The organism is Agromyces aurantiacus (assembly GCF_016907355.1).
GTDB lineage: Bacteria > Actinomycetota > Actinomycetes > Actinomycetales > Microbacteriaceae > Agromyces > Agromyces aurantiacus.
Genome location: NZ_JAFBBW010000001.1, coordinates 749,752 through 763,368, shown reverse-complemented (window position 1 = coordinate 763,368; position 13,617 = coordinate 749,752). Strand labels below are relative to the sequence as shown.

Sequence of the window (13,617 nt, the reverse complement as noted above, 5' to 3'; positions counted from 1 at the left end):
CGATCGCACCTCGGCGCCCGCTCGGCAGTCCCTATGGATCCGCCATGCGTCCCCGCGGTCCGCTGGGTCGGACGGCCCGCTCAGCGCACGTCCTTGATGGCATCGAGATAGCGCGCGACCACCTCGAGCTCGTCGACCGTGAAGCGTTCGTGCACGCGCGCCATGCCATCGACGATTCCGGCGTAGGGGTCGCCCTCCCCGCCGCGGCCCGTGCCGGGGAGCGCGCCGGGCCGGAGCTGCACGACGACCCGACGACGATCGGCCGGATCGGCCGAGCGAACGATGAGGCCCTGCTTCTCGAGGCGGTCAAGCACGCGCGTCGTGGTGCTCGTCGGCAGCTCCGTCACCCGGCTGATCTCCCCGGCCGTCATCGGGGCGCCGTGGCGGGCGATGAAGCCGAGCGCCTGGAGATCGACGACGTTCAGCCCGATCGAGCGCGCGATGCGCTCGTTCGTCATGACGGACGACGCGATCACGAGCTGCAGCAGCCCCATGATGCGCTCGGTCACCTCGGCCCTGGTTGACATCGGAGCGTCGACCTCCTATCGTTCCCACTATGGGAATGTTTCAGATCGGGACTATCCCATGCTGAAACGATCACCACCCACGTTACGGAAGGACGACGAGGATGACCACCGCACCACGCCGAGGCCTCGCCATCGGCATCCTCCTGTTCGCCGCGTTCATGGACCTGCTCGACGTGACCATCGTGCAGGTCGCGCTGCCGTCGATCGGCGCCGACCTCGACGCATCCGAGGCACAGCTCGAATGGATCGTCAGCGGCTACATGCTCGCGTTCGCGATGGGGCTCATCACCGGCGGCCGCCTCGGCGACCTGTACGGGCGGCGCCGCGTGTTCCTCATCGGCATCACCGGGTTCACGCTCGCGTCGGCATCCGCCGCGCTGGCCTGGTCGGGCGACGTGCTCGTGCTCACGCGCATCGCGCAGGGGCTCTTCGCCGCGCTCATGGTGCCGCAGCTGCTCGCGTCCGTGCAGGCGCTGTTCTCGCCCCGCGAGCGCGCGCCGATGTACGGGCTCATCGGCGGCGTCAGCGGCCTCGCCGCGGTGCTCGGGCCCGTGCTCGGCGGATGGCTCATCGACGCCGACCTCTGGGGGCTCGGCTGGCGCACGGTGTTCCTCCTCAACGTTCCGATCGGCGTCGTGATCGTCGCGCTCGCCTCGCGGTTCGTCCCCGAGACCCGCTCGCCCCGGCCCATGCGCCTCGACCTGGCCGGCGTCGCGCTCCTCAGCGCGGTCGTGCTCGCGTTCATGGTGCCGCTCGTGGAGGGCCGGTCCCTCGGCTGGCCGGCGTGGCTCTGGTGGCCGGTGGGCGCGGGCGTCGCGCTGCTCGCCGTCTTCGTGCGGCACGAGCGCGCGCGGATGCGCCGCGACGGCTCCGCGCTCCTGCCCATGCCGCTCTTCGCCGACCGCGGGTTCTCGGCGGGCATCGTGACGCAGGCCGCGTTCCAGGGTTCGCTCAACGCCTTCACGCTGCCGTTCATCATCTACCTGCAGGTCGGCCTCGGCTTCGACGCGCTGACCGCGGGCCTGAACCTCCTGGCCTTCAGCCTCGGCGCGATGGTCGGCACCGGCCTCGTCATCCCGCTCGTCGCCCGCGTGGGCAAGCTGCTCGTCACCGCCGGCGCCGTGCTGCTCGGCGCGGGCGTCCTCTGGGTGTTCGCCGTCGTCGCGCAGACGGGGGCGGACTTCACCGGATGGGCCGCCGTCTGGCCCATGCTGCTCGCGGGCGTCGGCCTCGCGCTGCTGGTCATCCCCTTGGTCGACGTGTCGCTCGCGACGGTCCCGGTCGCCGACGCCGGCGCGGCGTCGGGTGCCTACAGCACCTTCCAGCAGCTGGGTGCGGCGGCCGGCGTCGCGGTGTCGACCACCGTCTTCTTCGCGGTCGTCGGAGACGACTGGGCGCGCGAGCACGTGCTCACGGCGCTCGGCGCGTCGGTCGGGGTATCGGTCGGCGGCTTCGCCCTCGCCGCGGTCGCGAGCCTGCTCCTGCCGAGCCGAGGCCGGGTGCGGGCGCACCTCGAGGAGGCGCGCCGTCTGGCGGAGGCCGACGCCGAGGCCGACACCCGGGCCGACGCGGGGGCGCCGATCGCGTGAGGCTACTCGGCCCCGTCGCCGCGGAGCCTCGCCTCGAGGGCGCGGCGGTCGGGCTTGCCCGATGACAGCCGCGGCAGCGCGTCGACCAGTTCGAGGCGCGAGGGCCGCGCGGCCGGCCCGAGCCCGGCGCGATCCGTCGCGGCGACCAGGGCCGCGAGCGCGTCGGATGCCGCGGCCGCGGCCGTGCGCGTCGCGACCACGGCCGCGCGCTCGCCCCACTCGCGATCGGGCACCCCGACCACGACCGCCTCGCCGAACCCGGGAACGCCGTGGACCGCACGCTCGACCTCGGCGAGCACGACCTTGACCCCGCCCGAGATGATGACGTCGTCGGCCCGACCAGTGATGCGGAGCACGCCGTGCTCGTCGACCGAGCCGAGGTCGCCCGTGCGGTACCAGCGCGTGCCGTCCGCGTCGGTCGGGAACGCGGCGGCCGTGCGCTCCGGGTCGTCGAGGTAGCCGTCGGCGAGCATCGGGCCGCCGAGCTCGATGAGGCCGTCGGCCTCGCGCACGCGCACGCCCGGCAGCGGGCGCCCGTCGTACACGCAGCCGCCCGCAGTCTCGCTCGACCCGTACGTGCGCACGACCCGCGCGCCGAACGCGGTCGCCCGCTCGACGAGGGCGGGATCGACGCGCTGGCCGCCGACCAGGATCGCCGCGTAGAAGGCCAGCGTTCGGGCGAGGTGCCCCGACGGCTCCGCTTCGGCGGCCTCCACGATGCGGGCGAGCTGCACGGGCACGAGCGACGTGTAGCGCGGCAGGGCGTCGCGCGTGCGCATCACCTGCATGGTCGCCGCCGCGAATGCGTCGGGCGTGAACGAGCCGTCGGACATCGCGACCACGGGAGGCCCGGCCACGATCGACCGGACCAGCACCTGAACGCCTGCGATGTAGTGAGCCGGCACGGCGAGCACCCACCGGCCGTGGCCGCCCAGCGCGGTCGCCGTCGCCTCAGCGCTCGCGCGGAGGGCCGCCGCGGAGAGCAGCACGCGCTTGGGCGAGGCCGTCGAACCGGAGGTCTCGACGACGACCGCGACACCGTCGTCGACGTGCCCGATCTCGACCGAGGCCTCGTGACCGCCCGAGGGCGGGACGGGCCAGATCGCCGGGCCGTCGGCGAGCGCGTCGGCGAGCCGCTCGCGGAGCGCCGCGACATCCGCCGTCGACACCTGCAGGAGCGGTTTCATCTCACCGGCCCTCGGGCGCGGTAACCGGCTCAGTCAGTAGTGCCACGGGAACGCACCCCAGTCGGGCTCGCGCTTCTCGAGGAACGCATCACGTCCCTCGACCGCCTCGTCGGTGCCGTACGCGAGCCGGGTCGCCTCGCCCGCGAAGACCTGCTGGCCCACGAGCCCGTCGTCGACCGCGTTGAACGCGAACTTCAGCATGCGGATCGCGGTCGGCGACTTCGTGAGGATCGTGCGCGCCATCGCGATCGCCTCGCGCTCGAGGTCGGCGTGCGGCACGACGCGGTTCACCGCGCCCATCTCGTACGCCCGCTCGGCCGAGTACTCCTCCGCGAGGAAGAACACCTCGCGCGCGAACTTCTGGCCGACCTGGCGCGCCATGTACGCGCTGCCGTAGCCGGCGTCGAAGCTGCCGACGTCGGCATCCGTCTGCTTGAACCGGCCGTGCTCGCGGCTCGCGATCGTGAGGTCGCAGACCACGTGCAGCGAGTGGCCGCCGCCGGCCGCCCAGCCCGGCACCACCGCGATCACGACCTTCGGCATGAACCGGATCAGCCGCTGCACCTCGAGGATGTGCAGGCGCCCGACGGCCGCGTGGCCGTGTCGCTCACCCTCGACCAGGCCCGTCTCGGCGTCGGAGTACTTGTACCCGTCGCGCCCCCGGATGCGCTGGTCGCCGCCCGAGCAGAACGCCCAGCCGCCGTCCTTGGGGCTCGGCCCGTTGCCGGTGAGCAGCACCACCCCGATGCGGGGGTTCGTGCGGGCATCCTCGAGGGCGCGGTAGAGCTCGTCGACCGAGTGCGGACGGAAGGCGTTGCGCACCTCGGGCCGGTCGAAGGCGATGCGCGCGATGCGCCCGTCGGTCGAGTGGTGGTAGGTGATGTCGGTGAAACCGCCTCCGCCGGTGACGGATGCCGCGGCATCCGTCCACTCGCCCGGATCGAACAGTTCCGACACCTCGCCTGCCATGCCGTCCAGCCTATTCCCGGCACTCCCCGACCGGCCGCCCACCGGGAAAACGCGAACCGCGCTTCGCGCGCGTGTCCGACCGCGGTGTCCGTCATCTCGCGCACTGGCTAGCGTGGAGGCCGAGGGTGCCGAGGCGGCGGACGAGGAGCAGGAGCATGACCGGGATGAGGACGCGAACGCTGGGCCGGACCGGCCTCACCGTGACGGAGCTGTGCTTCGGCACCAGCCCGCTCGGCATCCCCGAGCTCTACGGACCCGTCGACGAGCAGCGCGCGGTCGAGACGGTGCTCGCCGTCCTCGACAGTCCGATCCGCTTCATCGACACGTCGAACAACTACGGCGGGCACGGCGAGAGCGAGCAGCGCATCGGGGCGGCGCTGCGGGCCGCGGGCGGGCTGCCCGCCGACGTGCTGCTCGCGACGAAGGTGGACCCCCTGCACGGCAGCGACGACTTCTCCGGGCGGCGGGTGCGCGAGTCGTACGCCGAGAGCCTCGAGCGGCTCGGCGTCGACCGCGTGCCGCTGCTGCACCTGCACGACGCGGAGCGCATCGGCGTGGACGCCGCACTCGCTCCCGACGGCCCGGTCGCGGCGCTGCGTGCGCTGAAGTCCGAGGGCGCCGTCGACTGGATCGGCCTCGCCGGCGGCACGCTCTCGGTCGCGCGACCGCTCATGGAGACGGGCGTGTTCGACGTCGTCCTTACCCACAACCGCTTCACGCTGCTCGACCGGTCGGCCGACGAGCTGATCCACCGTGCGACCGAGATCGGGCTCGGCGTGCTGAACGCGGCGCCGTACGGCGGCGGTCTGCTCGCGAAGGGCCCCGCCGCGACCACCAGGTACGCGTACGGCGAGCGGCCCGACATGCACGCCGCCGCCGAGCGGATGGCGGCGGCGTGCGCCGAGTTCGACGTGCCGCTCGCGGCGGCCGCGCTGCAGTTCTCGACGCGCGATCCGCGCATCCACTCGACGATCATCGGCATGTCGACGCCGGCGCGCATCGCGCAGACGTTGGAGTCGCACGCGACGCCGATCCCCGAGGCGCTCTGGGACCGGCTCGAGGAGCTCGTGCCGGCGCGGGAGAGCTGGATCGGAGAGAAGTAGCCGGGTTTCGAGCGAGGCCGGTGGCAGACTCGGAGGATGAGCGACGTCGCGCCGAGCCTCCCGCCCCTGCACGACCTGCTCGCGACCGCCCGGGTCGTCGCACTCCCCCTCGTCACCCGCTTCCGTGGGATCGACGTGCGCGAGGCCCTGCTCCTCGAAGGCCCGGAGGGGTGGACCGAGTTCGCGCCGTTCGCCGAGTACCCCGACGACGAGGCCGCGACCTGGCTCGCCGCCGCGGTCGACTTCGGATGGCGCCCGACGCCGCCGAGGGCGCGCGACCGCGTGCTCGTGAACGCGACCGTGCCGTCGGTCGACCCCGACGCGGTGCCGTCGGTGCTCGAGCGCTTCCCCGGCTGCCGGACCGCGAAGGTCAAGGTCGCGGCATCCGACCAGACCCTCGCACAGGATGTCGCGCGGGTCCGCGCCGTCCGCGAGGCGATGGGTCCCGAGGGTCGCATCCGCGTCGACGCGAACGCCGGGTGGAACCTCGACGAGGCCGAGCACGCGATCCACGCGCTCGCGCCGTTCGACCTCGAGTACGTCGAGCAGCCGTGCGCGACCGTGGAGGAGCTCGCCGAGATCCGACGTCGCACGACGTACATGGGCATCCCGATCGCGGCGGACGAGAGCGTGCGCCGAGCCGACGACCCCCTCGCGGTCGCCGCAGCGGGCGCCGCCGACCTGCTCGTGATCAAGGCGGCGCCGCTCGGCGGCATCCGCCGCGCCCTCGACATCGTGGACCGCGCAGGCCTGCCGGTCGTGGTCTCGAGCGCCCTCGACACGAGCGTCGGCCTCGCGATGGGCGCGTTCCTCGCGGCATCCGTGCCCGGCCTCGACTACGACTGCGGCCTCGGCACGGCGTCGCTGCTGGCGGCGGATGTCACGCGCGACCCGCTGCTCCCACGCGATGGGGGGATCGACGTGCGTCGCGTCGACCCCGATCCCGCCCTGCTCGCTCGCTGCGCCGCCGACGAGGAGCGCACCGCCTGGTGGCTCGCGCGACTCGAGCGCTGCCACGCGGTGCTCGCCGCGCGCGCCGACGCGGGCTGACCACGTACCGGGCGGCCCGCCCACGGGGCGATACCGACCCTCGAGCCACGCGCGACGCCAGGCGAGGCCCCTCGCCCCCGACTGACGGACCGAGACGCCATCCGGATGGCTCATCTGAACGCAGCCTCAAATGAGGCGCCGCCGACATGAGCGACCCGAACGGCCACGCACCACGCAGCATCGAGGCAACCGATATCAACGCAGCCTCACATGAGGCCGCACTGAGATGAGCCATCGGGACGAGATCACCCCGCGAAGAGCCCCGGGCGAGACCAGCCCCGCACGAGACGCGCCAGCCCCCGGACGGGGGCGATCGCACGCCGGAAACCGTGGATGATCAGGGACTGCACCGATGACCGCTTCGGGGCGACGCGCGACGGTGGAGATCGTGCGCCGGAGATCCGGCGCCCGATCGAACGACACGGAGGAACCGCACATGCCCAGAAGGACCCTGACCAGCATCGGCGCGGGCGTCGCGCTCGCCGCCGCCGGCGTGCTCGCCTCTGGCGCCGCCGCCTACGCCCACGAGTGCTACAACGCCGACCGCTCCGAGCAGGGCAACGCCGGCGCGTCGCACTCGCAGGCGTGGTGGACGCTCGACGTCGCGGCGGCGCTCACCGAGGAGCTGTCGCCAGACGACGCCGAGTGCGTGCTCGAGGCCTACGAGGCGACGGGAGCGCCCACGAGCTTCACCATCATGGTGAAGGGCGCCGTCGGGCAGGACGGGACGATCGCGTCGAAGAACCCGCACGAGGAGAAGGCGTCCGACGGCAGCGGCATCGACGAGATCTTCGCGAACTACGGCGCGGAGATCGTCGGCAGCTACGAGGCCTGCGGCCTGGGTTTCTGAGCCCACCCGCAGGGAGCGGTCCGGGCGGAGCGGCGCACACCCGCTCCGCCCGGACCGTTCAGGCGGCTCCGCGCTCGGCGCGGATCACCAGAGCACCAGCATCGCCGGCACCGACTCGGAGTCGGCGAACCCGTCGCCCCCGCCGAACGAGACCTGGATCCAGTGCACCCCGGCGCCGAGCTTCGGCAGCTTGACGCTGAACCCGCCCTTGTCCTTCGACTCGACCGGCTCGGTCGCCACGACCTGGCCGTCGACCAGGACCGACACGGTGCCCACCGGACGCGAGCCGTCGAGCGCGGTGACCTGCCCGCTGACCTTGACCGTGCTGCCGGCCTTCGCGATCGCCTTGCTGGGCGCGGCGAGCGTGACCGTCGCCACGCCGTCGGGCTCCTGCTCGTCGACCAGGACCGCCGCGGTGCGCGCCGGGATCGTGAGCGTGCCGGACGCGGCATCCCACGACGTGCCCTTCACGACCTCGTCGGCGCCGCCGGCCTGCACCGCGTTCAGCGCGAAGTCGCGCCCGGCGAGCCCGTCGACCTGCTCGGTGATCGCCTCGGGCGAGGCGTTGAACACCACCATGGCGCCCTCGAGCTCCTCATCGACGTCGTCGCCGACGAGGTCGTCGATGAGCATCACGATGAGGCCGTCCGTGGCATCCGGGCCGCTGTTCGGGAACGACACCTTCTGCTCGATGAGCTCGGCCGAGCCCAGCTGCATCAGGTCGACCGACGAGCGCACGCGCAGCAGGTCGAGCGCGGATGCCTCGGCCGCGGCGATGTCGGCCGCACCGGGCTTGAGCGCCGGATCCGCCAGCAGCGGCTCCATGAACGACCACTTGTCGGCGTTGTCGGCCGCCATCGGCAGACCCGACCCGAAGGTCGACTCCTGGCCGGTCCAGTCGATCCGGTTGAACCAGTCGCCCGAGTTGTAGCTGTTGCGGTCGAGCGACTTCGAACGCAGCAGCTCGGTGCCGGCGTGCCAGAACGAGGGCGTCTGCGAGAACGTCACGGTCGCGAGCGACAGCGTGTTCATGCGGATGCGGTCGGCCATCGACGTGTCGGTCGGCAGCTTCAGGACACCGAGGTCGTACAGCGTCTCGTTGTCGTGCGCGTCGACGTAGTTGATGACCTCGTCGGGCTGGTCGGCGTAGCCGGCGGGTGCGCCGTTGTAGTCGACCTCGGCGCCGGTCTTCACGACGCCGTCGTATCCGGTGAACTGGAAGTCGCGCAGGTTGCCCGCGAGGCCCACCTTCACCAGGTCGGTCTGCTGGCCGAGGTTGCGCGTGCCCTCCCGGACGGGCGTGCCGTTCGGGTCGCCCGCGAGGCCCGTGCCGAAGCCCTGGTCGAAGATCGAGTCGCCGACCACCGGGCTGCCGCCGTGCACGCCGTCGCGAAGCCGGTCGTTGAACGTGCCGATCCCCGTTCCGCCGAGCTGGCCCTGCGTGGCCTGCTCGAACCGGGCGTTGTTCGCGACCTCGCCGAAGTTCCATCCCTCGCCGTAGAGGTAGACCTTCGAGCCGTCGACGCCGTCCTCCTCGAGCGTGAGCTCGTCGAGCGCGGCCCGCACCGCGAGCATGTTCTCCTTCGAGTGGTGGCCCATCAGGTCGAAGCGGAACCCGTCGACCTTGTACTCCTTGGCCCAGAGCACGACCGAGTCGACCATGAGCTTCTCGGCGACGGCGTTCTCGGTGGCCACGTTCTGGCAGCACGTCGAGGTCTCGACGGCGCCGAGCGCGTTGAGCCGCTGGTAGTAGCCGGGCACGACCCGGTCGAGCACCGACTTCCCGCCCTGACCCGACTCGGCGGTGTGGTTGTACACCTCGTCGAGCACGACCTGCAGGCCCGTGGCGTGCAGCGCGCCGACCATCTCGCGGAACTCCTCGACGCGCGACGCGCCATCCGGATCCACCGCGTAGGAGCCCTCGGGCGCCTGGAAGTGGAACGGGTCGTAGCCCCAGTTGAAGCCGTCGAGGTCGCGGATGGCGTTGATGCACGCCTGCTGCTCGGGCGAGGCCGGTCCGAACGACGCGAGGTCGCAGTCGGGCGTGGCCTGCTCGGAGCGCCGCTCCTCGATCGTCGCGATGTCGAACGTCGGCAGGAGGTGCACCGTGTTGATGCCCGCCTCGGCGAGCTCGCGCAGCTGCGCGGCGCCCGCGCTGTCGCGCGTGAACGCACGGTACGTGCCGCGTTCCTCCTCGGGGACCGTCTCGTCGGTGATCGAGAAGTCGCGCACGTGCAGCTCGTAGATGGCGCGGTCGACCGCGCGCTCCACGACCGGCGCGGGCGTCTCGGCCCACTGCTCGGGGGCGATCGACGGGTCGTCGAGGTCGACGACGACCGTGCGCGCCGAGTTCACCGTGAGCGCCTGCGAGTACGGGTCGGTCACCGAGTTCGTCTCGATCGCGCCCGTGGAGGGGGCGAAGACCTCGACGAGCCAGCGGTACTCGCTGCCCGCGTCGACCGCGTCATCCGTCACCGACCAGGCACCGGATGCCGCGTCGAACGTCGCGGGCAGCACCTGCGGGTCGCCCGTGGTGCCCGCGTCCCAGAGCTGGAGCGACACCGAGCGCGCGGTCGGCGCCCACACCGCGAGGGTGGCCCGGTCGCCGCTCCACGAGGTGCCGAGCGTGGTGGAGGCCACGCCGTCGGCGTAGAGGTCGTCGAGCACGCCGGGCAGCTGCACGCCGGTGAACGCCGTGAGCGTGTCGCCGTCGCGCTGGGCGACCTGGAGCTCCTCGGTGACGAGCGAGGCGATCGCCGCGCGGTCGAGGCCGACCGGGCGCAGGGCGACGTAGCCCGCGAGGTGCGGGTAGGTCGCAGCGAGCGCGTCGCCGATGCCGGCGGGGTCGAACTCGAGCGCGATCGGGTCGCCGCCGCCCGTCACGGCGCCGTCGGCGACCGCGAGCCCGGCGTCGGCCGAGTGTTCGAGCGTGAAGGTCAGGTCGCCCGCCTGCGCGCCGCCGAGCAGCGACTGCGGCCACGCGAGCGTGTCGGCGTCGAGCCAGTACGCGCGCTGCGCGCCCGTGCCGGCCAGCGGCGGGTCGGCCACCTCGATGTCGAGCACGTGCGTCGCGAGCGTGTACCGGAAGGTCACGAGCTTGCCCTCGGTCGCGCTGAACGAGTAGTTCGCCCCGCCGGGTGCGCCGCCGACGCCGTAGTTCTCGTCCCACGAGAGGCCGTGCGCGACCTTCACCTCGTAGTTGCCGGTGGGCAGCTGGTCGGTCGCGAACTCGTACACGCCGTCCTTGTCGCCGTCCTGCGCGAACGTGACCATGCAGTCGGGCGCCCAGTCGCCGGGGCAGCCGAGCTCGGACTGCAGGTTGCCCGGCAGCGTGACGATGGGGCCCTCGGCGGTCGAGGAGAACACCTTGGTGCGCGGGTCCCAGTAGAACGTGACGGGCGTCGTGCCATCCGTCGTGTAGGTGGCGTTCGGGCCGTCCTGCACGCCGTTCGCGCCGTAGTTCAGCGCCCACGACCCGTTGAGCGCGACCTTGTACTCGTAGGTGCCGGCCGGGATCTGGAAGGTGCCGGCGTAGATGCCGTCGGCGCGCTTGGTGAGCTTCGCGGCCTCGCAGCCCGGGGCCCAGTCGCCCGCGCAGCCCATCTCGGAGTTGTGGTTGCCGGGCACCGTCACGAGGGCGATCTCGGGCTCGGGCTCCTCCTCGACGACGAGGTTCACGGCATTGCCGACCGACGCGTAGCTCGACGCGGCCGCGCGGTGGCCCGCGGCATCCGTCGAGATCGCGCGGTACTCGACGAGCGTGCCGTTCGCGAGGCCCGCCGTGTCGTGGAAGACGCGCGGCGTCGTGTCCTCGGCGGTGCCGAGCGCGTGCCACTCGTCGGAGCCGGCGACGCGCCACGCGAAGCTCGTCTCCTGCCACGTCGAGTCGGCGACGTCCGCCGAGACCGGGGTGACCCCCTTCACGCCGGCGCCCGCAGCGGGGACGTCGACCGTGATCGCCGCGGCCGCCTCGGGAGCGGTCACCTGCCGGTCGGCCTGCAGCACGACCGCGCCGAGCGCCGGCACGCTCACCGAGAGCACGCCCTCGGCGTTCGCGGCGACCCCGGGGCCGTCGGTGCCGTACAGGGGCGAGAACACGCCATCCGCGGTCAGCGTGGGCACGTCGACCGTCTTCGCCTCGGCCGCGTTGTTCACGGCCACGAGGTACTCGACCTTCTCGTCGCGGTCGACGCGGCTGAACGTGTAGACGCCCGCGCCATCCGTCACGTACCGCTCGATCTGCGCACCCTGGTCGAGCGCGGGGTGTGCGTCGCGCAGTGCCGCGAGCGCCGCGATGTGCTGGTAGAGGGGCGCGTCCGTGCCGTAGCGGTCGACGCTGCCCGCGTTCTCGCCGGTGACGAGCGGCTGGTTCGCGTACTCGCCGACCTGCGTCGCGAAGAGCGTCTGGCGGGCGTCCTTGTCGCCGCCGGTGCCCGCGAAGCCCTGCTCGTCGCCGTAGTAGACGACCGGCTGGCCGCGCGTGAGGTACATGAGCTCGTGCGCGAGCTCGTCACGCTGCAGGGCGTCGCCCGTCGAGGCGAGGAAGTAGCCGACGCGGCCCATGTCGTGGTTGCCGAGGAAGGTCGGCAGGGCCGTCGCCGACGAGTCGGGGGTCGTGTAGTAGTCGTCGCCGGCGAAGAGCGACTGCAGGTTCTTCGCGCTGTTGCCCGACGCGTACGAGACGGCCTGCGACTGGAAGGTGAAGTCGAGCACCGAGTTCATGTCGGTCTTGCGCACGTACGGCGAGAGCTTGACCGGGTCGGCGTCGTAGACCTCGCCGAACATGAAGAAGTCGGGCTTGCCCTGCGCGTGGGCGTAGTCGAGCACGGCGGTCGACCACTGCTCCCAGAACTCGAAGTTCACGTGCTTGGCGGTGTCGATGCGGAAGCCGTCGATGCCGAGGTCGACCCACGTCTTGTAGACGTCGATGAACCCGTTCACCACGGTCGGGTGCTCGGTCATGAGGTCGTCGAGGCCGACGAAGTCGCCGTAGGTGACCGACTCGCCCGACCAGGTCGAGTCGCCGCGGTTGTGGTACAGCGTGGGGTCGTTCAGCCACGCCGGGACCTTGAGGTCGGCGTCCTCGGGGGCGACGACGGGCGTGTAGGGGAAGCTCGTCGCCGGGTCGAGCGCCGGGAACGCCGGGTCGCCGTCGGCGTAGTCGGCCGGGTCGAACGCGGTGCCCGAGGCATCCGTGTAGGGGCTCGTCGCCTGGTCGATGTACGAGTACTGCTGCTCCTCGTAGTCGATGACGTCGGCCGTGTGGTTAGTGATGATGTCGAAGTAGATCTTGATGCCCTTGGCGTGCGCCTCGGCGATGAGGGCCTCCAGCTCGGCGTTGGTGCCGAGGTGCGGGTCGATCTGCGTGAAGTCGGTGATCCAGTAGCCGTGGTAGCCGGCGCTCGCGTTCGCGGCCTCGCCCTGAACCGGGCGGTTCTTGAAGCTCGGCGTCAGCCAGATCGCGGTGGTGCCGAGCCCGTCGATGTAGTCGAGCCGGTCGCGCAGGCCCTGGATGTCGCCGCCCTGGTAGAAGCCCTTGTCGGTCGGGTCGAACCCGGTGACCATGCGGTCGCCCTCGAGGCCGCCCTGGTCGTTGGCGGGGTCGCCGTTCGCGAAGCGGTCGGTCATGACGAAGTAGAAGTTCTCGTCGCTGCCCGGCTGGCGGGCAGGCGCGGCCACGAGGCCGCCGTCAGCCGCGTCGTCATAGGCGCCGCGCGTGTCGAGCAGCTCGAGCCCGACGCGCTTCTGGGCGTCGTCGAACACGACGCGCACGCGGGTGTCGCCCGCGACGGTGAGCGGGATGTTGTCGCCGCCGCCGTTCAGGCCCCACGAGGCATCCCACGAGTCGTTCGCGGCGACCTTGTACTCCCAGGAGCCCGCGGGCACCGTGAACTCCGCGGCGTAGACGCCGGCGGTGTCGGTCGGGAGCAGGTGCGTGGCCTCGCACGCGGGCTGCCAGTCCTCCGAACAGCCCAGCTCGGACTGCAGCGAGCCGACCAGGGCGAACGTGTCGCCCTCGGCGGATGCCGCTCCCATCGTGGGGACCAGGGCGATGACGGATGCCGCGACCGCGCCCGTCAGTCCCGCTGCCAACCACCTTCGAACGCGCGCGCGTTGCGTCATCCTTGACTCCCGATTCCCGGCACGACGACGTGCCACCGACATTGGGTGCGACGCTATCGCGCGAGGCCGCGTTAATGCAAGCGCTTGCAACATTGCGGCGCCGAACTCTTGCGCGGTTCCCGACCCGTCCCTATCTTGGGGGGCAGTCGTCGTCGTGACGCGGCTGCCGCAGCGACGCGGCAGTGGCGCGGGCTTCCGGGGTTCCCGGCCTGGAACCGC

The 13,617-nt window shown here is 72.2% G+C and carries 8 protein-coding genes; 4 read left to right on the top strand and 4 right to left on the bottom strand.

Annotation, left to right across the window (positions count from 1 at the left end; all coding sequences use genetic code 11):
* Nucleotides 1–80: 80 nt before the first annotated feature.
* Complete coding sequence (locus tag JOD46_RS03600; protein WP_204391724.1) at nucleotides 81–527, bottom strand: MarR family winged helix-turn-helix transcriptional regulator; 447 nt, start codon at nucleotides 525–527, stop codon at nucleotides 81–83.
* 101 nt (nucleotides 528–628) lie between these two features.
* Between JOD46_RS03600 and JOD46_RS03595 the strand changes: the two genes are divergently transcribed.
* Nucleotides 629–2,116, top strand: a complete 1,488-nt coding sequence (locus tag JOD46_RS03595) for an MFS transporter (RefSeq protein ID WP_204391722.1) — start codon at nucleotides 629–631, stop codon at nucleotides 2,114–2,116.
* 2 nt (nucleotides 2,117–2,118) lie between these two features.
* Here JOD46_RS03595 and JOD46_RS03590 read toward each other — a convergent pair whose 3' ends face one another.
* A complete protein-coding gene (locus tag JOD46_RS03590) occupies nucleotides 2,119–3,303 on the bottom strand; it encodes an AMP-binding protein (RefSeq protein WP_204391720.1) in 1,185 nt (394 codons plus the stop codon).
* 33 nt (nucleotides 3,304–3,336) lie between these two features.
* Nucleotides 3,337–4,272, bottom strand: coding sequence for a 1,4-dihydroxy-2-naphthoyl-CoA synthase (locus tag JOD46_RS03585; RefSeq protein ID WP_204391718.1), 936 nt, complete (start codon nucleotides 4,270–4,272; stop codon nucleotides 3,337–3,339).
* A gap of 164 nt (nucleotides 4,273–4,436) precedes the next feature.
* On the opposite strand from JOD46_RS03585, the gene JOD46_RS03580 reads away from it, so the two are divergent.
* The 3 genes from JOD46_RS03580 to JOD46_RS03570 all read left to right on the top strand — a co-directional run bounded on the left by JOD46_RS03580 (nucleotide 4,437) and on the right by JOD46_RS03570 (nucleotide 7,275).
* Nucleotides 4,437–5,375 carry an aldo/keto reductase gene (locus tag JOD46_RS03580; protein ID WP_204391716.1) on the top strand — a complete coding sequence of 313 codons (939 nt, stop codon included), beginning with the start codon at nucleotides 4,437–4,439 and terminating at the stop codon, nucleotides 5,373–5,375.
* Between the two features lie 36 nt (nucleotides 5,376–5,411).
* Entirely contained in the window at nucleotides 5,412–6,425 is a 1,014-nt protein-coding gene (locus JOD46_RS03575) for an o-succinylbenzoate synthase (RefSeq protein WP_204391714.1), read from the top strand.
* Between the two features lie 436 nt (nucleotides 6,426–6,861).
* On the top strand, nucleotides 6,862–7,275 hold the full coding sequence (locus tag JOD46_RS03570; protein WP_204391713.1) for a hypothetical protein: 414 nt from the start codon (nucleotides 6,862–6,864) through the stop codon (nucleotides 7,273–7,275).
* 84 nt (nucleotides 7,276–7,359) lie between these two features.
* Here JOD46_RS03570 and pulA read toward each other — a convergent pair whose 3' ends face one another.
* Nucleotides 7,360–13,398: a pullulanase-type alpha-1,6-glucosidase gene (pulA, locus tag JOD46_RS03565; RefSeq protein WP_204391712.1), complete on the bottom strand. Its 6,039-nt coding sequence runs from the start codon at nucleotides 13,396–13,398 to the stop codon at nucleotides 7,360–7,362.
* Nucleotides 13,399–13,617: the final 219 nt, after the last annotated feature.

What these genes read in the sequence shown, in the direction of transcription:
- JOD46_RS03600 (WP_204391724.1), bottom strand. Translation starts at nt 527, where the DNA reads ATGTCAACCAGGGCCGAGGTGACCGAGCGCATCATGGGGCTGCTGCAG.
- JOD46_RS03595 (WP_204391722.1), top strand. Translation starts at nt 629, where the DNA reads ATGACCACCGCACCACGCCGAGGCCTCGCCATCGGCATCCTCCTGTTC.
- JOD46_RS03590 (WP_204391720.1), bottom strand. Translation starts at nt 3,303, where the DNA reads ATGAAACCGCTCCTGCAGGTGTCGACGGCGGATGTCGCGGCGCTCCGC.
- JOD46_RS03585 (WP_204391718.1), bottom strand. Translation starts at nt 4,272, where the DNA reads ATGGCAGGCGAGGTGTCGGAACTGTTCGATCCGGGCGAGTGGACGGAT.
- JOD46_RS03580 (WP_204391716.1), top strand. Translation starts at nt 4,437, where the DNA reads ATGAGGACGCGAACGCTGGGCCGGACCGGCCTCACCGTGACGGAGCTG.
- JOD46_RS03575 (WP_204391714.1), top strand. Translation starts at nt 5,412, where the DNA reads ATGAGCGACGTCGCGCCGAGCCTCCCGCCCCTGCACGACCTGCTCGCG.
- JOD46_RS03570 (WP_204391713.1), top strand. Translation starts at nt 6,862, where the DNA reads ATGCCCAGAAGGACCCTGACCAGCATCGGCGCGGGCGTCGCGCTCGCC.
- pulA (WP_204391712.1), bottom strand. Translation starts at nt 13,398, where the DNA reads ATGACGCAACGCGCGCGCGTTCGAAGGTGGTTGGCAGCGGGACTGACG.